Origin of the sequence: Polynucleobacter necessarius (genome assembly GCF_900095195.1) — a bacterium.
Classification (GTDB): Bacteria; Pseudomonadota; Gammaproteobacteria; order Burkholderiales; family Burkholderiaceae; genus Polynucleobacter; species Polynucleobacter necessarius_G.
Genome location: NZ_LT606950.1, coordinates 1412928 through 1435959, shown reverse-complemented (window position 1 = coordinate 1435959; position 23032 = coordinate 1412928). Strand labels below are relative to the sequence as shown.

The following is a 23032-nucleotide window of genomic DNA, read 5'->3' as shown; positions in this document are numbered from 1 at the left end:
AGGTTGGATAGTGGAAAAGAAGTCAAAAATTCGTATTTGCCATCAGTGGGTCAAGATTTTAATTTTGGGCCTGGCCCTAAATTCGCCCTATGCGTTTGCTGAAAAGTCCAAAAAGCCACACTTACCTAAGTCCTTTGAAAGTAAGTCAGCGCCCCCCGAGATTACCGACACCGATCGGATGTTTATCGATCTGCGTGAGGCCGCTAAGAAGAATGATGTGTTTCGGACACAACAGCTCTCATCCAATTTGGTGAATTACCAATTTGATGACTACGTGGCTTACTTTCGAATTAAGCCTCAATTGTTTGACAGTGCTGGCGGAGCCCGCAATGACTATAGTGCAGATGCGCAAGTAGCTGCATTCTTGAACCAGTATCAGGGTACTGCTCTAGCAGATCGCTTGCGCAATGATTGGCTATTAGTTTTGGGTAAACGAAAAGATTGGGCGCGCTTTGATGCTGAATATGCGAAGTTTGTCCTGGATGATGACACCCAAGTGAAATGCTATTCTTTGCTATCAAAGTTATCGCAGGGTGAAAACCCTACAAAGTTGGCGATTGATTCGAGGGCCATTCTGTTGGACCCCAGTTACTTTGGCCAAGCATGTCAGGAATTGGTGCCCTCTTTAGTAGGGGCTGGTGGGATGACGCCAAGCGAGGCAAAAGCAATTGGCCGTGCTGCGAGTGAACGGGGTTTTGATACCATGGCCAAACGCCTTGGTGGCGATGATCCTATTGACGATATTGTGAAAGCTGCTAAAGCTGATCCTGCAAAAGCGTATCGAGACTTTTTGCAAACTGCATCGCACTATAGCAAAGAAAATCAAGCAGTAGCTTGGGGTGTCATTGGACAATTTTTAGCCAAAAAATTAGACCCTAATGCTGATGACGCTTATCGCTTTCAACAAGAGTTGGGTTACAACGAATTGCTTTCAGTGGAGTCGCAAGAGTGGAAAGTTCGCGCTGGCTTGCGCGCCAAAGATTGGGCACTTGTAAAGAATGCTATTGATGGTATGAATCCTGCAGTGCGCAGCAAAGATCCTGCTTGGACATACTGGTATGGCCGTGCATTGAAGGCGGAATGGCAAGAGGCAAAAGCCAAAGAGAGCTTTGAGCTGATTGCAGATCAATATAACTTTTATGGTCAATTAGCACGAGAGGAGTTGGGCAAATCGAACCATGCACCTTCACGCACAAAAGTGACTGAACAAGAAATTGATGCAATGGCTACTCGTAAGGGCTTTATACGCGGAGAGCGTTTATATGCTATGAATCTGCGCTTTGAAGGAAATCGTGAGTGGAATTGGGAATTACGCAACATGACAGACCGACAACTATTAGCTGCTGCTGAGCATGCCAAGCGTATCCATTTATATGACCGCGTTGTTAATACTGCTGATCGCACTAAACAAGAGCATGACTTTAGTTTGCGCTATCCAACCCCATTCCGCGATGAGCTTTCGCCGATTGCAAGACAAAGCGATTTAAATCTTGCTTGGGCATATGGGCTCATTCGTCAAGAGTCTCGCTTCATTATGAATGCATCTTCTTCAGTTGGTGCATCTGGTCTGATGCAGGTCATGCCAAACACTGCAAAGTATGTTGCTAAGAAAATCGGCATGACAAATTACACAAACGATAAGTTAAGCGATACCAATACAAACTTAACTCTTGGCAGCAACTACCTCAATATGGTGCTAATTGATTTAAATGGCTCTTGGGTGCTGGCTTCAGCAGCTTATAACGCAGGCCCTTCACGTTCGAAGGCCTGGCGCGAAAAGCTGACAGGCCCTACTGAAGGCGCTATTTTTACTGAAACGATTCCGCTTAATGAAACGCGTACTTATGTCAAGAATGTTTTATCAAATGCAAATTACTATTCATCTGTAATGAATGGGCAAGTGCAATCTTTAAAACAACGGCTCAGTGTCATTGCGCCAAAAGCGGCAACACCCTCTGAATTGCCCTAATTAAAGTGGAGATGCTATGCAATATGACATTTTGTTAATTGGCGGCAATGGGTTTGTTGGGCGCACTATGGCCGCACAATTACAGACCGCTGGATATTCAGTGTTAATTCCATCTGCGCATCCTACTGCAGGACGTGAGCTCAGAATGTTGCCAAAAATTCACTTAGAAGAGGCTGATATTCATGACTTTGATGAGTTGCAGTATCTGTGCTCTCGCATTCAGCGAAATGGAGCAGTCATTAATTTGGTTGGTGTGTTACACGATAAGCCTTTGCAACCTTATGGCAAGGTATTTAAAGCGGCACACGTAGATCTATCTAAGAACATTATTACTGCTATGCAGTTGCATGGCCTCAAGCGCTACCTTCACATGAGTGCCCTTGGCGCAGACCCCCATGGGCCATCTATGTATCAGCGAAGTAATGGCGATGGTGAAGCCGTAGTGAGAGCAAGCGACTTAAATTGGACTATTTTTAGACCATCCGTCATTTTTGGTGCGCAAGATCAATTTATCAATTTATTTGCAAAGCTCACCAAGCTATTTCCAGCGATGCCATTGGCCAATCACCAAGCTAAATTTCAGTCGGTAAGTGTAGATGATGTTGCGAGTGCATTTGTAAGGTCATTGACCATGCCCAAAACCATTCATCAATCCTATGATTTGGTGGGTCTCAAGGTTTACTCCATGAAAGAGATCGTGGAATTTGCTGCGCGCAAAGCAAAAACATCTTGCGCCATTATTCCTGTGCCTGCAGTTGTGGGGTATCTGCAGGCATTCGCTTTTGAATTCTTGCCGGGACCAACATTAATGTCTCGGGACAATATTGCTTCAATGAGTTTACCCAATACATTATCTCCTGAGGGGGTCGATGCTCTAACGAAAGTCTTTAACTTAAGTCATCGTAGCTTAGAAGGCAATCAGTAAATGAAGATTTACGCCGTTGGTGGCGCTATTCGGGATGCCTTGATGGGCTTGCCGACGCACGATATTGATTATGTCGTGGTCGGTTCTTCTGTCGAAGAAATGATTGCTAAAGGTTTTCGTCCAGTGGGCAAAGATTTCCCGGTTTTTTTGCACCCCGAAACACAGGCGGAGTATGCATTAGCGCGTACAGAGCGTAAAACAGGTAAAGGCTATAAAGGTTTTCATTTTTATGCCGATCCATCAGTTAGCTTAGAGCAGGATTTACAACGCCGTGACCTGACAATCAATGCCATGGCTCAGGAAGTAAATGAGAATGGAGAATTGGTCGGCCCAATTTTCGATTCTTATAACGGGCAAGAGGATTTAGCGGCAAAAGTGTTTCGTCATGTATCCGACGCATTTGCAGAAGACCCACTGCGACTATTGAGGATTGCCCGTTTTGCTGCGCGCTTTCCAGAGTTTCGTATTGCAGATGAAACTATGCAGGCATTAAAAGCGATTGTGCAGGCGGATGAATTGACTACCCTATCGGCTGAGCGTATTTGGCAAGAACTTGCGAAAGGCTTGGTCTCCAGCAAACCGATGCACATGTTTCAAGTGCTTCTGAATACGGGAGCAGCTAAAACGATTCTCCCCCCAACGTTAAATACGCTGTTTGCACAAGAGACTTTTCGTGAAACGCTGATTGCGTATTTCGATTTCAAAAAAAATGACTTGAGTGAGCGCTGCGCAATCTTAGTAATGCATATGCCAGCCAGTGAGATTCGGTCTTGGGCAGACTGTATTCGTATGCCAGCGGATGTTCGAGACTTCAGCGAGATCTTCAGCGAGCTCATTGCTTTTATGAATCGGACCAATGGTGTATATCAAGCTGTTGATGTTTTGGCGTGGTTTAATCGCGCAGATATCTGGCGCAAGCCAGATCGGGCTCAGACACTACTCGATCTGGCGCAAAAAATCGGATTCAATGTTTTTCCATTGATTCAAGCAATGCGAGATGCTCAAGCTCTCAATACCGCAGAGATTATTGCTGGTGTTGCCGCGCAGGATCGGTCAAATGGAGAGCGAATTGGTAGCGCATTTGAGGTAGCGCGCTTGGCAGTTATTACAGCCGCACTTCAGAAGAATTCTTAAATTCTATTTCTACCTCGAAGTCCCGGCAGATCTTCTAGGGTGGCTCCGGGCAATAACACTTGAAGATTTTTTGAAAAAGCAAAGGCTTTAAACAGTTCGCCCATCTCCGCCTCAGATAATAATTTTTGCAATCCATTTGAGATGGGCAAAAATGTTTCCGGATTGCTTGGGTCACCCTCTTCCAATGCAATTTCTCCAATCCCGGCGTCCAACAAATAGGCGGCCTGGTTTGTCAAAAAAACATCATCGGCATTTTCAGCAAGAGCATTTTGAGCGATCTGTGACCATTGCACATGAGTGGTGATATCACACAGACCTGGCAAATGGAACAGATCCTGAATGGCATGATGACGATGGTGTGCCATCAGGGTGCCAGAGATTCTTTGTGGGTGGTAGTACTCGCCCTCTGGAAAGCCGTAATCAGATGTCAAAAATAGTCCGCTGTGAAGTTGTTTTGCAACATGATGCATCCATGCATTAGCGGGAGCATGTAGTTCAGTAACATAACCCTCTGGAAAGCTGCTAATTAATAATGTTTCAGGAAGCATCGCTTGGTTTACTGGGTTGCCAACTTTCCACGCCAGCTTGCCATGTTTAAATGAAACCCCGTACCAATACCAAAATCCTTGTCGATAAATGATGACATCACATGGAATGGCATCAATTACTTCATTAGCAAGAATCACCCCTTTGAAATCATTCGGTAGTGATGTAACCCAATCACATTGCGTCTTACTATTGAGTTGCGTGATCGTATTAAAAATGCGTTCTTGTTGGCGTTGCGCTAGGTCTGGAGAAATTTCCACGATGTCATAGCGATCCAATCGAAAACCAAGCGTATTTAAACGCATCAAAATGGATGTCGCCAGCTTTCCTGTGCCAGCGCCAAACTCCAAAATTTGAGTGGGTAAACCTTGGGCTTTGAGTCCCTCAAGAACTGGAATGAGGGTTGAACAAATTGCCGCCCCAAATAATGGGCTTAACTCTGGCGCAGTTGTAAAGTCTCCGCCAGACCCGAGCTTATGAGCGCCAGCGCTGTAATAGCCCATTCCTGGCTCGTAGAGAGCCATTTCCATATAACGTGAAAAGGGTATCCAGCCACCATTGGAGGCGATTTGAGAGGCTATTTTGGCCTTCAGAAGCTCGCTATGCTCCGTTTCAAGGCTGGTCAAGGTAATATCCATAGCTCGCTAGTCTAAGAGAATTTAATTGAACCCTAGTTCAACCACCCCATCCGAACCCAGAAAAGCCGTTTTGGTGACTGGCGCAGCAAAGTGCATCGGTCGAGAGATTGCCATTCATTTTGGGCGTCAAGGATGGGATGTTGCTGTTCATTATGGTCGATCTGAAAAAGAGGCCCAAGATACAGTTGCTCAGATTCGGGCATTCGGTGTCAACGCAGAGGCATTCCAGGCAGACTTAGCAAGTGAGCAAGCAGTTCAGGACCTATTTTCTCAAGTAAGCCAGCAATTTTTGAATTTGCATTCTTTGGTAAATAGCGCATCAATCTTTGAATACGATCGCGCAAATTCAGAGGCGCCATTAAGTAGCAAACGTTTGGTGGAGCATATGCGCGTAAATTTAACGGCTCCAATTTTGCTAGCACAGCAGATGTTTGAGTTTCATAAAGAAATCAAGTGACGGAGCGCTTGGATTCAGTCCTATCGGTTATTCAATTGCTTGATCAAAAGTTGATCAACTCAAATCCAGATTTTTTGTCTTACACCTTATCAAAAGCAGCGCTAGCAACTTCGGTTGAACTATTAGCAATGGATTTCGCACCATATCTACGAGTCGTTGGGCTAGCGCCAGGAATTTCTTTGCCTTCAGGTGATCAAACAGAAGCAGGTTTTATGAAAGCCCATCAAATGACACCTCTAGGAAAATCTTCCACTCCAATAGATATTGCAAGGGCTGCAGTATTTTTGGCAGAAGCAAATGCGATCACCGGCACCACTCTTTATGTAGACGGTGGCCAACACTTATTGCCATCTACCCGAGATGTGATGTTTAAAACAATTTAATTCGTTCTAAAAAACCACTTTATATGCCTCATCACGCTCTCATTGATTGTCGACGTTTGTTTTTGCGTGACTATGAGATTTACATCAATATTGGTGTACACGATTTTGAGAAAAAAGCAGAGCAACGCGTCATTCCCAATGTGGACTTATATATTCCCTTGTCGATGAATACACCCACTAAAGATCAACTGGATGAGGTGGTAGATTATGACTTTATGCGCGAGACCATTCGTGCGATTGCCTCGAAAGGCCATATTCATTTGCAGGAAACCTTCTGTGATGACATTGTGAGTGCGATGTTGGCTCATCCCAAAGTCTTGGCGGCGCGGGTTAGCACCTCAAAGCCAGATGTTTATCCGGATTGCCACTCTGTAGGAATCGAGGTTTTTAGAATTAAATCCCCGTAAAAGGGTTGAGAAAAATAGAATAGTCATGGGCGATATACGAAAAGTTCTCTTTGAAGAAAATAAGCTAGAGAAAAAACTCTGCCGCCTAGTCGGGCAAGCTATTGGCGACTTTGGCATGATCGAAGACGGCGATAAAGTCATGGTGTGCCTGTCTGGAGGCAAGGACAGTTATGCAATGCTCGACATATTGATGAAGCTGCGTAAACGTGCCCCTATTCGTTTCGATATTGTTGCAGTAAACCTGGATCAAAAGCAGCCGAATTTTCCCGCAGAGATACTGCCAAGCTATCTTAAGAGCTTAGATATCCCGTTTCATATTGAAGAGCAAGATACCTACGATATTGTGAAGCGGGTTATCCCGGAGGGTAAAAAAACGTGTGGCTTATGTTCTCGTTTGCGGCGCGGTATTTTGTATCGTGTTGCAGATGAATTGGGCGCCACAAAAATTGCGCTAGGACATCATCGCGGCGACATTTTAGAAACCTTGATGCTCAATATGTTTTACGCTGGAAAACTTAAAGGGATGCCACCAAAGCTGCGATCGGATGATGGCAAGCATATCGTGATTCGCCCTTTGGCCTATGTTCCAGAAAAATTACTAGAGCGTTATGCGGGAGATATGAGCTTCCCAATTATTCCCTGCGATTTATGTGGCAGTCAGCCTAATCTTCAACGCCAAGTTATGAAAGAGATGTTGCGTGATTGGGAGAGAAAGCATCCTGGGCGTGTAGAAAATGTGTTCCGCTCCATGCACCACATCGTACCCTCCCATTTGATGGATAGCGAAGCATTTGATTTTCAAAATCTGAAGCTCTCGACTGAGTTAACTGGAATTGCTGCTAGATCTGCGGGAGATAAGGCGATCGATGAGGCAGAATTAGACGAATTAGCTTGCGGAACCCTAATTCAGGGGGCTTATAATCCTCTTTTATGAATATCGTCATATTGGCTGCAGGGCAAGGAAAGCGGATGAAGTCTGCGTTGCCCAAGGTTTTGCAAACCCTGGCAGGCAGGCCGCTGCTTCAGCATGTTCTGAATACTGCTTTATCTTTACAAGGTAAGACCTCGAAAAAGGGTCCGATCGCCGTAGTCGGTCATGGCACAAAAGATGTAGAAGCATTTTTGGCTATTGCTGCAAAAGAAGACTCTCGATTTAGCAAAGTAAGCACCGCACTTCAAGCACAACAAAAAGGCACAGGGCATGCGCTCTTGCAAGCCCTTCCCAAGCTTGATGTAAGCGAACCTACTTTAGTGTTGTATGGCGATGTACCGCTTACCACGCAGAAAACGTTGAGCACCCTAGCAAAGTTAGCAAATGGTGTTCGTGGCAAAGATTCAGCATTGGCACTACTTACTCAGCATTTACTGAATCCAACGGGTTATGGCCGTATCGTGCGCGATGCGGATGGATCCGTTAAAGAGATTGTCGAAGAGAAGGATGCATCAGCCTCCCAAAAAGCGATTCAAGAAATTAATACGGGCATTATGGTGCTCCCAACAAATGCTCTAAAAAAATGGCTCAAAGCGTTACGTGCTAGCAATGCACAAGGTGAATACTATTTAACAGATGTCATTGCGATGGCTGTTAAAGATGGTGTGCCTATTCGCACCGCTCAAGCCGACCATGAGTTTGAGACGATTGGTGTTAACAGTCGCGATCAACTGGCTGCACTTGAGCGAGTTCATCAACTTAATATTGCTAGCCAATTAATGGATGCGGGTGTATCTCTTGCGGACCCTGAACGCATTGATGTGCGTGGAACGTTAGAGTGTGGCACTGATGTATCCATTGATGTAGGTTGCATATTTGAAGGCTGCGTTACATTAGCCTCAGGTACAAAGGTTGGCCCTTACTGCGTGATTCGCAATAGCGAAATCGGTAAAGCGGTTTCGATTCACGCTTATAGCCATCTCGATGGCGCAAAAGTTGGTAGCCACTCGGTGATCGGGCCTTATGCGCGTTTACGTCCCGGGGCAGATTTATCGAATGATGTGCATATTGGTAATTTTGTTGAAGTGAAAAATAGCAAAATTTCCGCGAACAGCAAGGCCAATCACTTAGCGTATGTCGGTGACTCGATTGTTGGTGCAAGAGTAAACATTGGGGCGGGCACGATTACATGCAATTATGATGGTGTAAATAAGCACCAAACCATTATTGAAGATGATGTGTTTATTGGCTCGGACACTCAGCTGGTTGCCCCGGTACGTGTTCGTCGCGGTGCAACACTTGGAGCTGGAACAACGCTTACTAAAGATGCGCCCGCTAATCAGTTAACTGTATCCAGGGCTAAACAAATTTCTTTGCAGTGGCAACGCCCAGTTAAAAAAGAAAAGGCTGTTACAGCAAAAAAAGTCAGCACTAAAAAAGTAGCTATAAATAAAGCTACTAAAAAGAAAGTGGCAAAGAAAGTTGTTAAGAAGGTTGTAAAGGGTAAAAAATAATGTGCGGTATTGTTGGCGCAGCATCTCATAAGAATATCGTTGATGTGTTGGTGGAAGGTCTACGTCGCCTTGAGTACCGTGGCTATGACTCATGTGGTTTTGCAGTCATCAATGGCGACGACCTGAAGCATCCGATTGAGCGTGCCAGAACAACTGCCCGTGTCTCTGAGCTGGCTGAGCAGGGTAAAGAATTTCGGGGAACATTGGGTATTGCACACACTCGCTGGGCCACTCATGGCAAACCCGATACGCAAAATGCGCACCCACACATCTCTGGCGGATTAATTGCCGTTGTTCATAACGGCATTATTGAGAACTACGGGGCGCTTTGTGCAGAATTAAAAACGGCTGGCTATGTGTTTACCTCTGAAACGGATACAGAAGTAATTGCTCATTTAATTCATCAGGAGTACGAGCGGACAGACCGAAAAGATATTGCAAAAGCAGTACAAGCAGTGTTGCCTAAGTTATTTGGTGCTTATGCCATAGGGGTGATAGCTCAAAATAGCCCTGAGACATTAGTTGGTGCCCGAGTTGGTTCGCCGTTGGTGGTAGCGCTTGGTGATCAAGAACACTTCTTAGCTTCAGATGCCTTGGCTTTGGCTGGTCGAGCGCATTCCATGATGTATTTAGAGGAAGGTGATGTAGCCATCCTTAAGGCAGGTAGTGTTGATGTTTTGGATCAGTCAGGAAAATCAGTAAAGCGTGAACAAAAGCCTATGCCTTCGCAGGCAGATTCTGTTGAACTTGGCCCTTATCAGCATTACATGCAAAAAGAAATTTTTGAGCAGCCAAGAGCAATTGGAGACACGCTTGCAAATATTGCCGCATTTGGGCCGGAGTTATTTGGAGCAAACGCGGCAAACTGGAATGCTTTTGATCAAATCTTAATATTAGCTTGTGGCACGAGCTACTACTCTGCATGTGTTGCAAAGTATTGGTTAGAAGATATTGCTGGTATTCCTACTCAGGCAGAAATCGCCAGTGAGTACCGTTATCGCACTACCGTTCCGAATCCTAAGACATTGATTGTGGTGGTTTCCCAATCGGGCGAGACAGCAGATACTTTGGCTGCCTTACGCCATGCAAAATCTTTAGGGCATACATACACCCTAGCTATTTGTAATGTAGCTAGTAGCGCGATGGTGCGTGAGACTGATTGGCATTTCTTAACGAAGGCTGGGGCCGAAATTGGTGTTGCATCAACTAAAGCGTTTACCACCCAATTACTTGCGTTATATCTTTTAGCAGCCTCATTAGCGAAGCGTTCAGGCAGAGTTTCTGCTGAGCGCGAAAAGGAACTTCTCCGAGATTTGCGTCATTTGCCAAAGGCGCTTCATGCTGTATTGGCGCTTGAGCCACAAATTATGGCCTGGAGTGATGCATTTGCGAAATGCGAAAACGCACTCTTTTTGGGTCGTGGCCGACACTATCCAATTGCGCTTGAGGGTGCGTTAAAGCTCAAAGAGATCTCCTATATTCATGCGGAAGCATACCCTGCAGGTGAATTGAAGCATGGACCCTTAGCCCTCGTGACTGAGAAGATGCCGGTAGTTACTGTGGCACCAAATGATGAGCTTTTAGAAAAGCTCAAATCGAATATGCAAGAGGTAAAAGCGCGAGGCGGGAAGCTTTATGTTTTTGCTACTCAAGATACTGAAATCTTGAGTAGCGATGGCATTAATGTGATTCGCTTGCCTGAACACTACGGCAGCCTGTCACCGATCTTGCACGTTGTGCCGTTACAGTTACTGGCATATCACACGGCATGCGCTCGTGGTACAGATGTAGATAAGCCTAGAAACCTGGCAAAAAGCGTGACAGTCGAGTAATTCTTTGCTCTGACATATAGGGCTTTGGAAAGTTTAGACATCGTTTTTGTGTTCAAATGTCTTAAATTCTGGAATAGTTCCAAACATAGAAACTCCGAGATAAATAGAAAGTAGCTTTTCCAATAGAATAAGGGATTCTAGAGAGTAATTCGATCAAGCAATGCAATTTAATGGTTTGTCCCAGCCCTATACCCGCGGCCAGGTTCTTCCTGAGCTGCTAAAACAGCGCATCCTCATTTTGGATGGCGCGATGGGAACCATGATTCAACAATATAAATTGAGCGAAGCGGATTACCGTGGTTTGTCAGGTAATTCTCGTTTTGTGGATCATCCCGGAGATCTCAAGGGCAATAATGAGTTATTGGTTTTGACCCAGCCGCAAATTATTAGCAAAATCCATGAGCAATATTTGGATGCAGGCGCCGATATTATTGAGACAAATACCTTTGGTGCAACATCCGTAGCGCAAGAAGATTACAAAATGGCTGGTTTGGCTCGCGAAATGAACGAGGTGTCAGCAAGATTAGCGCGAGCTGCTTGTGAAAAATACAGCACCACAGACAAACCGCGTTTTGCTGCTGGCGCTATTGGACCCACACCAAAGACGGCGAGCATCTCTCCTGATGTGAATGATCCGGGCGCACGGAATGTGACCTTTGATGCCTTACGCGCATCCTATCGAGAGCAAATTGAAGGTTTATTTGCAGGTGGTGTTGACTTATTTTTGGTCGAAACAATTTTTGATACCTTGAATGCAAAAGCCGCACTGTTTGCATTGGATGAGTTCTTTGAAGAAACTGGTGGGCGTTTGCCAGTCATGATCTCCGGAACAGTCACGGATGCTTCTGGTCGAATTCTCTCTGGCCAAACCGTTGAGGCTTTTTGGAATAGCTTGCGCCATATCAAGCCGCTGACTTTTGGTTTGAATTGCGCCTTAGGCGCTGCGCTGATGCGCCCATGTATTGCTGAGCTTTCACGCATCTGTGACACGGCAGTATCGTGCTACCCAAATGCAGGATTACCAAATTCGATGAGCGATACAGGCTTTGATGAAACGCCCGACATTACGTCGAAGTTAGTCGATGGTTTTGCCAAAGATGGATTAGTAAATTTGGTCGGCGGTTGCTGTGGAACTACTCCTGACCATATTCGTGCGATTGCTAGTGCGGTCGCTAAACGTAAGCCACGTGCTTTTTGTCGTGACAATGCCGAGGTGCCGGCATGATAACGACGAACAAACACGCTATGCCGGCAATGAAGCTTTCTGGTCTTGAGCCATTCAATGTGACAACGGATGTTGGCTTTGTCAATATTGGTGAGCGAACCAACGTCACAGGATCAAAAGCGTTTGCACGCATGATTTTGAATAATCAATTTGATGAGGCTCTTGCGGTGGCGCGTCAACAAGTTGAGAATGGGGCGCAGGTCATCGATATCAATATGGATGAGGCAATGTTGGATTCGGAAGCGGCGATGACGCGTTTCTTGAACTTGATTGCATCTGAGCCAGATATTGCGCGCGTACCGATCATGATCGACTCCTCTAAATGGAGTGTAATTGAAGCGGGTCTCAAGTGTATTCAGGGTAAGCCAATTGTGAACTCCATCTCTTTGAAAGAGGGTGAGGAGCAGTTTCGCAAGCAAGCTCGCTTAATTCGGCGTTATGGCGCTGCTACCGTGGTCATGGCTTTTGATGAAGTTGGTCAAGCGGATACATTTCAGCGCAAAACCGAGATTTGTCAGCGGTGCTACAACATCTTAGTGAATGAAATTGGTTTTCCTGCTGAAGATATTATTTTTGATCCTAATATTTTTGCAATTGCCACTGGTATCGAAGAGCACGATAACTATGCAGTTGATTTTATTGAAGCCACGCGTTGGATAAAAGAAAATCTGCCCGGCGCTAAGGTCAGCGGGGGCGTGTCGAATGTCAGCTTTTCATTCCGCGGCAATGATCGTGTGCGTGAAGCAATTCACACCGTGTTCCTTTATCACGCCATACAAGCTGGGATGGACATGGGCATTGTTAATGCTGGTCAATTGGGGGTCTATGCTGATTTGGACCCAGAATTGCGTGAACGCGTTGAAGACGTTGTGCTCAATCGTTTCAAAGAGAAAGATGGGCAATCCCTTGCCGAGAGATTGTTGGCGATTGCTGACCAATTTAAGGGAGATGGTGCCAAGCAGGTGGAGAACTTGGTATGGCGTGAGGCTCCTGTTCGTGAGCGTCTTACGCATGCTTTAGTGCATGGGATTACTACCTTTATCGAGGCGGATACCGAAGAGCTGCGTGCAGAAATTATGGGCGCAGGTGGCAGGCCAATCGAGGTGATTGAAGGTCCTCTCATGGATGGCATGAATGTTGTTGGCGATTTGTTTGGCGCTGGCAAAATGTTTTTGCCGCAAGTGGTGAAGAGTGCGCGCGTCATGAAGCAAGCGGTTGCTACTTTAATACCGTTCATCGAAGAAGAAAAACGGCAACATATCGCTGCTGGTGGAGAAGCCAAGGCAAAAGGTAAGATTGTGATGGCTACGGTAAAAGGTGACGTTCACGATATTGGCAAGAATATTGTGACGGTAGTGTTGCAATGTAATAACTTTGAAGTAGCCAATATGGGTGTCATGGTGCCTTGTGCTGAAATTCTCAAACGCGCCAAAGAGGAGAACGCCGATATTGTGGGCCTTTCAGGCTTAATCACACCATCGCTTGAAGAGATGACTTATGTCGCACAGGAGATGCAGCGTGATGAGTATTTCCGTGAGCGTCAAATTCCGTTGATGATTGGTGGCGCCACCACCTCTCGTGTGCATACCGCTGTAAAAATTGCTCCTCATTACGATGGGCCCGTGGTGTATGTGCCTGACGCTTCGCGTTCTGTATCGGTTGCCTCAAGTTTATTGTCTGACGAGAGTGCTAAGAAATTTGTTCAAGACTTGCGTGATGATTATCAACGTATTCGAGAGCAGCATGCTAATAAAAAAGTGGCCCCAACCATTTCATTGGCTGCTGCCCGCAAAAATCGCGAGATGATTAATTGGGTGTCTTATGTGCCAGAGAAGCCAAAGTTCATTGGGCGCCGAGTGTTTAAAAATTTTGCTGTAGCTGATATTGCAAAATATATTGATTGGACCCCTTTCTTTCAAACCTGGGATTTGGCGGGCAAGTTCCCAGCAATCTTGGAAGATGAGGTGGTAGGCGTCGAAGCGCGCAAGGTTTATCAAGATGCTCAAGCTATGTTGGATAAGCTCATTAAAGGTCAATGGTTACAAGCTGATGGGGTGGTGGCTTTTTATCCTGCCAATTCTGTGGGTGATGACATAGTTTTATATAGCGATGAGGCTCGTCAGCATCCATTATTTGTATGGCATAACCTACGTCAGCAGTCCGAGCGTCCAATCATTGATGGTGTTCGCCGACCAAACCGCTGTTTAGCGGATTACGTTGCTCCAAAAGAGTCCAGTGTTGTAGATTACTTGGGTTGCTTTGCAGTCACCACCGGTCACGGTGTTGAAAAGAAAGCGGCTGAGTTTCAGGCCAAGCATGATGATTACAGTGCGATTATGTTGAAGGCGCTTGCCGATCGATTGGCGGAGGCCTTTGCTGAATTAATGCACCATCGCGTTCGTACCAACCTATGGGGTTATGCGATTGACGAAGTATTGACGAATGATCAGATGATTGATGAAGAGTATCGTGGCATTCGTCCTGCACCTGGTTACCCTGCTTGCCCTGCGCACGAAGTTAAGCAAGATTTATTGCGCGTTATGGGATCTGAAAATATTGGGATGACTTTAACGGAGTCTTTAGCTATGAACCCAGCTTCTAGCGTGAGTGGTTTTTACTTGGCTCATCCTGATGCGAAATATTTCAATGTTGGAAAAATTGCAGTCGATCAGATTGAGGACCTTGCCAAGCGACGGGGACAAACCGTGGATCAAATCCGTCGCCAGTTAGCCAGCTTGGTGGACTAGACGCCCCATATAACGGGCTCGTTTTTAGAATTAGCCTGCTTCATCAGCTCTAAAAACGGATATGCTCTTTGGCCCAGACGATCTGCCAACTTTGGTTTTTCAACCCCTGCTTCGACCTCCGCTTTCGCTTTAGTACGATCCTCCATATCCTTAAGAATGGCAGTCTCTAATTTGATAATGAGAGCTGGGAGCTGTTCTTCGGTGAGAATACCCCTTGGTTCTAATAGGTGGCCAAAGATATCAAAAATTCGTTGCGTCAGATCAGCCAACATAATGACGTCTGGACCGGCCTTGGAGCGAAATTGATAGATCATTTCGTTAGCTTACCACCTGATAAACTCACTCATCTATGTTGCGAACTAATAAAAATCGTTTAATTGAAATGTTAAGTGGAGCCCTCCAGGGGTTGGCTCAAGAACGCGGTTTAGGTGAGCCGCCTGCGCCCCGTCTGGAACGCCCCAAAGCTGTGGATCATGGCGATGTAGTCTGTAATATCGCGCTTCAGCTTTCAAAGGCATGGAAGCTTAATCCACGTGAGTTGGCGCAAGCCCTGGTTGCGCGCTTGCAAAGCCAAGACGGCTATAACCAACTGATTGCTTCTTGTGAAATTGCTGGACCAGGATTTATCAATTTTCGCCTCAGTAACCAGGCCAAAACGGCTGTAGTTAAGGAGATTCTTGCTGCTGGCACCCATTTCGGCGAAATGAAGCATGGCAATAGTCCGGTTGATAGCGCCATGATTGAGTTTGTCTCGGCAAACCCAACGGGCCCATTGCATGTAGGTCATGGAAGGCAGGCGGCTCTCGGGGATGCTCTAGCAAACTTATTGGCTACCCAGGGCATTAAGGTACATCGGGAGTTTTATTACAACGATGCTGGAGTGCAAATTGCAAATCTTGCACTTTCTGTACAAGCGCGTTTGAAGGGCCTAAAGCCTGGCGATGAAAATTGGCCTGAGCAAGCATATAACGGTGAATACATTGCTGAGATCGCAGTCGCTTTTAAAGCATCACCGGAATATTGCGATGATCTTGAGGCTATTCGCCGATTTGCCGTAGCGTATCTTCGTAATGAACAGGATATTGATCTGAAAACGTTTGGTGTGAAATTTGATTGCTATTACTTAGAGTCTTCTTTGTACACTGACGGCAGTGTGAATCAGATTGTGCAAGACCTGCAAAGTGTTGGTAAAACGTATGAGGCTGAAGGCGCGCTTTGGCTCAGGACGACCGATGATGGCGACGATAAGGATCGCGTCATGCGTAAATCCGATGGAAGCTTTACCTATTTTGTACCAGATGTTGCATATCACACTAGCAAGTGGAATCGTGGATTTGCAAAAGTGATCAATGTCCAGGGTAGTGATCATCACGGCATTATTGCCCGCGTCCGCTCGGGCTTACAAGGAGTGGCACAAAAGCGTGGTTGGAATATCCCTAAAACCTATCCAGATTATGTGCTGCATAAAATGGTGACAGTGATGAGGCATGGTGAAGAGGTAAAAATCTCTAAGCGTGCAGGCTCCTATGTGACGGTTCGAGATTTGGTCGAATGGTCCGGCGGGGTTACCCCAGAAATGACAGCGGAAGAGAGAGAATCGGCATTACAACGTGGTCGAGATGCGGTTCGTTTTTTCTTAATTTCTCGAAAAGCAGATACCGAATTTGTATTTGACATTAATCTAGCTTTACAGCAAAACGATGAGAATCCAGTCTTTTATGTGCAATATGCTCACGCACGTATCAGTTCTATTTTGCAGCAGTGGGGCGGTAAATCAGCAGACCTAACTAATGCTGATTTGTCGCTATTGCAAAGTAAGGCTTCGGATCATTTATTGAAACGCCTAGCGGAATATCCAGAAGTGTTAACGGATGCAGTAGCAGAGCTTGCTCCGCATGCGCTTGCATTTTATTTGCGTGACTTGGCTAGTGACTTTCATACGTTCTATAACGCTGATCGAGTGTTGATTGATGATGAAAAATTAAAACTGGCTCGGCTTGCTCTTCTATCAGCCACCCGTCAAGTTCTGCAAAATGGCCTAAAGGTATTGGGTGTATCAGCACCAGCAAAGATGTAGTGGCATAGTGTGAAGTGAATAGGTAAGATGAGGAAATAATGAATAAGCCGAATCCACAATCTGGCTTCATCAACAAGAGCAACAATATCCCTGCAAATCACTCGCAGTATGGTGGAACCATCTTAGGCTTTGTTCTAGGATTGGGCGCGGGTCTTGGCATCGCCTTTGTAATTGCTTTTTATCTCTCCAAAAATACCCCTCAAGAAAGGCCTGGTGTACGCGCGCCAAATTTGCCGATCACCATCAAACCGTCAGCTCCCGCTGAGGGTGAGGCGACATCTTCAACTGAGCGGGTAGATTTAAATAAGCCTTTGCAAGGTAAAAGCCCTAGCGCCCCTACTTCCGATCCGATAGGAGATTTGGTTAACGGCAAAAAGACCTCCGATAATGCAACGGCCACAGCTGTACCTAAGGGCGACGCCATTTATGTCTTGCAAGTAGGCGCATTTACGAGGCGCGCCGATGCGGATGCACAAAAAGCAAGCCTAGCCATTCAAGGTATTCAGACGCAACTGAGTGAAGTAACGGCCGATGGAAATACTTTATGGCGAGTGCGTTCCGGACCCTATAGCAGTATTGAAGAAAGCAATCCTGCGCGCGATAAGTTAAGTAGCGTGGGTATTAAACCAACTCTCATCAAAGCCAGCAAATAAAGTTAAACATCATGGTTTCTTTTAGCAAACGGGTATTGATCGCCGGCACCTTTATTTTTTTGAGTGGTATTGCTATTGCCCAAGGGCAAAAAATTGAAGAAGGCTTTGACTACCGAGTCTTACCTGTGCCACAGCCTGTTGAGACAAAAGGCAAGGTCGAGGTAATTGAGTTTTTTTGGTATGGATGCCCACATTGTTATGACTTTGAGCCAGAGCTTAGTGCTTGGGTAAAACGCCAGCCAAAAGACGTTGCGTTTCGTAGAGTGCCAGTGGCTTTCCGAGACGATTTTTTGCCTCATAGCCAGCTTTTTTATGCCTTAGAGGCTATGGGTAAAGGCGATTCTTTGAATGAAAAGGTGATGTATGCCATGCACAAAGAAAACAAACGCCTGCTCACCGAGAATGAAATTGCTGACCGGGTTGCCTCACAAGGAATTGACCGCAATAGTTTCTTAGCAACCTACCGTTCTTTCGCCGTAGTCTCCAAAGCGAGGGCTGCCAAACAATTAACTGAAGCATATCGTATCGATGGCGTGCCTACGATTGTGATGCAGGGCAAGTATGTAACTTCACCTTCAATTGCAGGATCAAAAGCCAAAGCCATTGCGCTAATGGACTGCTTAGAAGAGAAAATTCGCAAAGACAAGTACAAGTAGTAAAGCTTACTGAGCGCAGTATCTTTACGCGCTCATCTAAATCTTAACGAAACGTCACACTATCCAGAAATAAATTGGATAGGGAAGAATTCTTAAGAATTTTAAAAATCCCGAGAATCGCTTGGGAAAGTGGATATCAACCCCCCCTTTTTTTTGAATTCCGTTCAGAATTTCCTTGGCAGCCTCATCGGTGCTAATCAGTGCGGGCATTTCAAAGTCATTTTGGGCGGTTGCTTCGGTAGCAACGAATTCCGGGGAAATCATATGAACGCTCACGCCCTCAGGAAGCAAATCATAGTAGAGCGTTTCGCAAAAATTGATAGTAGCGGCTTTACTTGGACCATAGGCTAGCGCCTTTGGTAGACCGCTGTATCCTGCGACACTACCAACAATGGCAGTATGCCCCTCATGTCTTTTGAGCATTTCAGGTAGCACTAGTGCTACTGCCCTCATGGGCCCTAGAAGATTGGCGTCAATCGTTTGTTCTGCCGCCGAGAAATCAAAGTAGTTTGCGCGTTGGGGCGTGTAAATGCCAGACACAAAAAGCAATAAATCTATGGCACCCCAAGTATCGAAGATGGATTCATAGCCTTGCTGTAATTGGTCGTTATTCGTCACATCAATTGGAACAACTAAGGTCTGATTTGCTTTTGCAGTTTCAGCAATCGTATTTAAACGCTCTACTCGCCGACGGGATAGCGCAACTCTTGCGCCTTGCTCAATGAGTTTTTTGGCACATGCCTCACCAATTCCGCTGGAGGCGCCAATAATCCATACCCGCTTACCAGAAAAGTGACGAATTCCAGTCTGTTTCATGCTGTTAGCGCATTCGAAATGAGCTTACTGGGTTTATGGCTTAAGGTGAATTGCACCACATCAATATTTTGTTGTGAAAAACCGGCAGCGCAGTACATTAAATAGAAATTCCAGAGACGTATAAAGGCTTCATCAAAACCCAATTGGCGCACTTCGGCTAATTTTTGATTAAAGCTATCGCGCCAGAGACAAAGTGTCTTAGCCTAGTCTAGGCCAAAAGCAAACTCATTCTCAATTTGCAATCCAGCCTTCTCAGCACTTGCTTTAAAGCTAGTCCGAGACGGTAACATGCCTCCAGGAAATACATATTGTTGAATAAAGTCGGTGTTGTGGCGGTAGCGCTTAAATAAATCTTCGGCAATCACAATGTTTGAATACACGCTTTACCACCAACCTTGAGGCATTTGGCGATTGTTTAAAAATACTCAGGCCAGTGTTTTTCACCCGCTGTTTCAAACATCTCAACGGATGCAATGCCATCGAACTGTTCTTGGCAATCGCGGTAATCTTGTAGTCGTACTTCAAAAGATCCCACAGAATTTGAGGCGGAAAGAATCTTAGCTAGCCTAGTCTCGGCATATGCTTTTTGTTCTTTTGTTCGGTTGATAAGGTGAGCCCAGTTATTGATCGCTGGCTTAACAGTGACTCTTCCATCACCCCGCCCCAGCCACAACCAATTTCCAATAGATGGGCGCCCGGCTTAGTTTGCAGAGATTCTAGAATTCACTGGATCTTTGCTCGCTGTGCTTGGGCAAGCGTTTGCTTTTCTCCTTCTGAAAACCAAGCGCTCGAATAGCTCATTGTGGGATCAAGCCACAAGCTATAAAAGGCATTACCAAGGTCATAGTGAGCATGAATATTTTTACGACTACCTGATTTGCTGTTATCCCGTAGCCAATGTCTAATGCGGTAAATAATCGAACAAAACCAGCTGCCATGTATAGCTCTCTCTAGTATGGTGCCATTCCGAATGGCCAGCTCTAGAAGCGCCTTAAGGTCTGAAGTATTCCATTCCCCACGTATATAGGCCTCAGCAAATCCAATATCGCCATGCGACATGACCTCCTTAAATACTGACCAATCATGTATCTGAATATCAGCGCATAAAGCATCTGACGGATTACCAAATTTTTGTGTTTCGCCATTCGGCAGTCTTAATGAAAGGTGGCCGMTTTTAAGTCTCGATAAGATATTGAGCAGCGTTTGTGCATGAATATTGCCTTTAAGAATGTTGTTCTTGCCGCTTGGCGGAGAAGAAAAACTTAAACGCGACAAAAGGGATTGTCCAGGTCTACTCATCTGCTAACTTCAAATTCGGGTGGTTTGAGTTTTGAGTAAAAGGGTACACCTTTTAGCCACAATTTCAATGCTTGCCAGTGAATGTGGAAAATCACGCCTAAACTCATTGGTGGGTAGCGCATCATTGCCAAATATAGGCTTGTCCTAGAAAGTGGACGACTAGTTCCACTGATACTGGTGTTGATGAGCGGTAGGTTATCTTCGTGAAGCTTTATACGAGCAACAGAATTGCGTCCCGAACGACTGTCTTTGGAAAACAAAAACCGAAATTGATACTCTCCACGTACTTCGCAGAATGGAGATACGTAAAAGACTTTTTGGCTTCTTAGAGTTTCGCCTGAGTAAATTGATTCCCCAGAGTCTTTATATAGCAAATAGCGGTGACGCTCACCAAATGTATTGTTGACCTCAGCTACGACCGCTAATGTTTCCTGGGATGAGTTTGTGCAAATCCAAAAGCTAACAGGATTAAATACATATCCTAAAACCCTTGGAAAAGTTTGCAACCAAATTTCACCATCAATGTAACCCAACCCATTCTCTTGCAAAATGGTTTCAATCCAGTCAAGGCTACTGGGACCGCCAACGCCATGATCTTTATCGTAGAAAGAGCAGATTCCAAATCGATTATCTAGAACGCTACGACCACTTAGCAGACTAGGATTTTGCTTTCTTGAGCGCATTGGAATAGAGAGTGTAAAACACCACACCCAAATGCATTTTGAGCAGGCCGAAGACGGCGATGCTTCACGATGCCAAAGCTAATCTTTGGTTGATTCATTTAGCGTGCGTTTTCCTCGGGAGTATTATTCAGCGGCGAGCGAATGTTTTCGATCAACGCTTCAGCCACTAGCTCCCCAGAGCGAAGGCCATCCTCATGAAAGCCGAATCCTGTCCAGGCGCCGCAATACCAAATAGATGAATTGCCTTGAATCAATGGCAATTCCTTTTGCGCTTGAATGGCCCGCATATCAAATACCGAATGAGAGTACTGAATTTCCTGATGCACCAGTTTTGGATCGGGCTCAGAAGTGGGGTTCAGACTAACAATAATAGGAATGTCTTTTGGTTGTTTGGGTAGTGGCTGTAAGTAATTGATCAGATAATTGACGCTGACATGTTGTTTGGCGCTTGGAATCTTTCCAGATTTGGCTGTATAGTTCCATGCAGCCCAACAACACTTTGTCTCAGGAAGAAACCGTGAATCCGTATGAAAAATGGCTCGATTCTTTTGATACGGTACCGCCGCAAGAATATTCTTGGTTTGCTGATCAATTCCATGGATTAACGCCAGGCTTTCGTCGCTATGACATGCCATCACCACTTCATCAAACCATGCCGATCCTGATGGGCTAATTACTTCCGCTTGACTCTTATCGCAGTCACCTTGGGGGTGTTCGCGTAAAACAGACTCTCGTCGGATAGCCACATTATGAAGCTCCAAGGCCGCTAAGATACGCTTTACATATTCTCTTGATCCACCTTGAACGGTGAGCCATTGTGGCCGGTTTTGTATTTGCAACAAACCATGATTGTGGCAAAAGCGAATCATGGTTTGTATAGGAAACTCTAACATTTGCTCTACTGAGCAAGACCAAATCGCGCCAATCATTGGTAGGAAATAATTTTCCTGAAAGCTCTGACTAAATTTATTTCGATCTAAAAATTGAGCGATTGTTTCATCAGGTTGCTTATAGTGATGCCCTTCGGAAATTTGACGCTTGGCGAGCTTCGTTGCTAAATAATTGAATCGCAAGATGTCAAATGCCATCCTCCAAAATGAAGGAGAGAATATATTGGAGCGCTGACCAAAGAAAGCATTGAGATCAGTACCAGACCACTCTATCTTAGGGTGTGCAAGGTTTTTCTCAGATGCATCAATGGAAACTGAAAATGACATTTCAGACGGAGCAACGGGCGCTTGTATCTCCTCAAACAATCTGACGAGTCTTGGGTAAGTTTTGCGGTTAAAAACCAAGAAGCCGGTGTCAACCCCATGCGTAATAGTCTCTCCCGCTACTTCACAGGAAAAGTCTACCGTGTTACCGTGGCCGCCAATATGATTTCCACCTTCATAGAGGGTTATTTCAAAATCCGGATGTTGTCTTAAGGCGTACGCACAACCTAGTCCAGATATTCCAGCGCCAATGATGGCAATTCGTTTTTGCTCACTGCGCTTTTTCCTCTAAGAGTTTTTCAATTTGATTGGTAATGCTGCTACTAGTTGGTTTGGTGACGCTACCAAAGGAATCCACCGCGTTACCATTTCGATCAATTAAATATTTATAGAAATTCCATTTTGGTGTTGTTCCTGTTTTAGCAATCAACATCCTAAAAAAGGATTTTGATTGCTTCCGGAGACAACACTCTTAGCAAACATCGGAAATTTTACGTCGTACGTATTTTTACAAAAATCTGCAATTTCCTTATTGCTGCCTGGCTCTTGTTGCCCAAAGTCATTTGATGGAAATCCTAGTACGACAAAACCCCGATCTTTATATTTGGCATAAATTTTCTCAAGACCTTCATATTGACCAGTAAAGCCGCAATAACTCGCCGTGTTGACGGCAAGAATTACCTTACATTGATATTGGCAAAGGTTTTGAGGGGCTTCATCTTGAAGGCGTGGAAATGTGTGAGAAAGCAATGGGCTGCAAGTGGGGGCTGCGTTTGCCATGGGAAGTCCGCAGAATAGGAAAAAACAGGCAAAAACCCAATAAATTATCGTTGGGCTAAGGTCGCTTGGCTTGGTAGTCATCTGCCTCAGTATTTTTGTTTGTGGGCATCCAAGTCTAAGACATTCTGATGAATATCGCAGGATGA

General features: G+C 45.3%; 19 protein-coding genes and 3 pseudogenes. 13 read left to right on the top strand and 9 right to left on the bottom strand.

Translation table 11 applies throughout. The annotated features are described in order from the left end of the window. Positions 1-10 precede the first annotated feature (10 nt). Genes BQ1619_RS07940 through BQ1619_RS10770 form a run of 3 tightly spaced genes read left to right on the top strand, consistent with a single transcriptional unit; the run spans position 11 to position 4028 of the window. Entirely contained in the window at positions 11-1969 is a 1959-nt protein-coding gene (locus tag BQ1619_RS07940) for a lytic transglycosylase domain-containing protein (protein WP_114663318.1), read from the top strand. A gap of 16 nt (positions 1970-1985) precedes the next feature. Continuing rightward, positions 1986-2894 carry a complex I NDUFA9 subunit family protein gene (locus tag BQ1619_RS07935; RefSeq protein WP_114663316.1) on the top strand — a complete coding sequence of 303 codons (909 nt, stop codon included), beginning with the start codon at positions 1986-1988 and terminating at the stop codon, positions 2892-2894. After that, entirely contained in the window at positions 2895-4028 is a 1134-nt protein-coding gene (locus BQ1619_RS10770; RefSeq protein WP_114663314.1) for a polynucleotide adenylyltransferase, read from the top strand. Here BQ1619_RS10770 and BQ1619_RS07925 read toward each other — a convergent pair. Further along, complete coding sequence (locus BQ1619_RS07925) at positions 4025-5212, bottom strand: class I SAM-dependent methyltransferase (protein ID WP_114663312.1); 1188 nt, start codon at positions 5210-5212, stop codon at positions 4025-4027. The two genes, BQ1619_RS10770 and BQ1619_RS07925, sit on opposite strands and share 4 nt — an antisense overlap. 25 nt (positions 5213-5237) lie before the next feature. Here BQ1619_RS07925 and BQ1619_RS10765 point away from each other — a divergent pair. The 7 genes and pseudogenes from BQ1619_RS10765 (at position 5238) to metH (ending at position 14708) form a co-directional block, all read left to right on the top strand. Beyond that, positions 5238-6052, top strand: a pseudogene (locus BQ1619_RS10765) (SDR family oxidoreductase). A 23-nt stretch (positions 6053-6075) separates the two neighbouring features. Beyond that, positions 6076-6459, top strand: coding sequence for a dihydroneopterin aldolase (locus BQ1619_RS07915; protein ID WP_114663309.1), 384 nt, complete (start codon positions 6076-6078; stop codon positions 6457-6459). 25 nt (positions 6460-6484) lie between these two features. Next, positions 6485-7393, top strand: a complete 909-nt coding sequence (gene ttcA / locus BQ1619_RS07910) for a tRNA 2-thiocytidine(32) synthetase TtcA (protein ID WP_114663307.1) — start codon at positions 6485-6487, stop codon at positions 7391-7393. Beyond that, positions 7390-8904, top strand: a complete 1515-nt coding sequence (gene glmU / locus BQ1619_RS07905) for a bifunctional UDP-N-acetylglucosamine diphosphorylase/glucosamine-1-phosphate N-acetyltransferase GlmU (RefSeq protein ID WP_114663305.1) — start codon at positions 7390-7392, stop codon at positions 8902-8904. The genes ttcA and glmU overlap by 4 nt, the downstream gene beginning before the upstream one ends. Then, entirely contained in the window at positions 8904-10736 is a 1833-nt protein-coding gene (glmS, locus tag BQ1619_RS07900; RefSeq protein ID WP_114663303.1) for a glutamine--fructose-6-phosphate transaminase (isomerizing), read from the top strand. Before glmU ends, glmS begins: the two co-directional genes overlap by 1 nt. Positions 10737-10896: 160 nt before the next feature. Continuing rightward, complete coding sequence (locus BQ1619_RS07895) at positions 10897-11961, top strand: homocysteine S-methyltransferase family protein (RefSeq protein WP_114663301.1); 1065 nt, start codon at positions 10897-10899, stop codon at positions 11959-11961. Next, entirely contained in the window at positions 11958-14708 is a 2751-nt protein-coding gene (gene metH / locus BQ1619_RS07890; protein WP_114663299.1) for a methionine synthase, read from the top strand. The genes BQ1619_RS07895 and metH overlap by 4 nt, the downstream gene beginning before the upstream one ends. Here the strand turns inward: metH and BQ1619_RS07885 are convergent. Beyond that, positions 14705-15022: a DUF1840 domain-containing protein gene (locus tag BQ1619_RS07885; protein ID WP_114663297.1), complete on the bottom strand. Its 318-nt coding sequence runs from the start codon at positions 15020-15022 to the stop codon at positions 14705-14707. The two genes, metH and BQ1619_RS07885, sit on opposite strands and share 4 nt — an antisense overlap. Positions 15023-15057: 35 nt before the next feature. Here BQ1619_RS07885 and argS point away from each other — a divergent pair, with 35 nt between their 5' ends. The 3 genes from argS to BQ1619_RS07870 are packed head-to-tail and all read left to right on the top strand — an operon-like array spanning position 15058 to position 18094. Next, positions 15058-16785: an arginine--tRNA ligase gene (gene argS / locus BQ1619_RS07880; protein WP_114663295.1), complete on the top strand. Its 1728-nt coding sequence runs from the start codon at positions 15058-15060 to the stop codon at positions 16783-16785. Positions 16786-16823: 38 nt separating this feature from the next. Further along, positions 16824-17438 carry an SPOR domain-containing protein gene (locus BQ1619_RS07875; RefSeq protein ID WP_114663294.1) on the top strand — a complete coding sequence of 205 codons (615 nt, stop codon included), beginning with the start codon at positions 16824-16826 and terminating at the stop codon, positions 17436-17438. Positions 17439-17449: 11 nt separating this feature from the next. Further along, on the top strand, positions 17450-18094 hold the full coding sequence (locus tag BQ1619_RS07870) for a thiol:disulfide interchange protein DsbA/DsbL (protein ID WP_114663293.1): 645 nt from the start codon (positions 17450-17452) through the stop codon (positions 18092-18094). A 54-nt stretch (positions 18095-18148) separates the two neighbouring features. Here BQ1619_RS07870 and BQ1619_RS07865 read toward each other — a convergent pair whose 3' ends face one another. The 7 genes and pseudogenes from BQ1619_RS07865 to BQ1619_RS07845 form a co-directional block, all read right to left on the bottom strand. Next, entirely contained in the window at positions 18149-18910 is a 762-nt protein-coding gene (locus BQ1619_RS07865; protein WP_114663292.1) for an SDR family NAD(P)-dependent oxidoreductase, read from the bottom strand. Continuing rightward, positions 18907-19200 (bottom strand): annotated as a pseudogene (locus BQ1619_RS10505) (class I SAM-dependent methyltransferase). Before BQ1619_RS10505 ends, BQ1619_RS07865 begins: the two are co-directional and overlap by 4 nt. A gap of 125 nt (positions 19201-19325) precedes the next feature. Further along, the gene (locus tag BQ1619_RS10500) at positions 19326-19583 is read right to left on the bottom strand and encodes an SAM-dependent methyltransferase (RefSeq protein WP_331851903.1); all 258 of its coding nucleotides are present in this window, start codon (positions 19581-19583) and stop codon (positions 19326-19328) included. 50 nt (positions 19584-19633) lie between these two features. After that, on the bottom strand, positions 19634-20209 hold the full coding sequence (locus tag BQ1619_RS10495) for a class I SAM-dependent methyltransferase (RefSeq protein WP_331851902.1): 576 nt from the start codon (positions 20207-20209) through the stop codon (positions 19634-19636). Next, on the bottom strand, positions 20206-20892 hold the full coding sequence (locus tag BQ1619_RS07855) for a DUF1365 domain-containing protein (protein WP_331851901.1): 687 nt from the start codon (positions 20890-20892) through the stop codon (positions 20206-20208). Before BQ1619_RS07855 ends, BQ1619_RS10495 begins: the two co-directional genes overlap by 4 nt. Before the next feature lie 98 nt (positions 20893-20990). Continuing rightward, on the bottom strand, positions 20991-22358 hold the full coding sequence (locus BQ1619_RS07850) for an NAD(P)/FAD-dependent oxidoreductase (RefSeq protein ID WP_269460100.1): 1368 nt from the start codon (positions 22356-22358) through the stop codon (positions 20991-20993). 19 nt (positions 22359-22377) lie between these two features. Beyond that, a pseudogene (locus BQ1619_RS07845) lies at positions 22378-22967 on the bottom strand (glutathione peroxidase). Between the last annotated feature and the right edge of the window lie 65 nt (positions 22968-23032).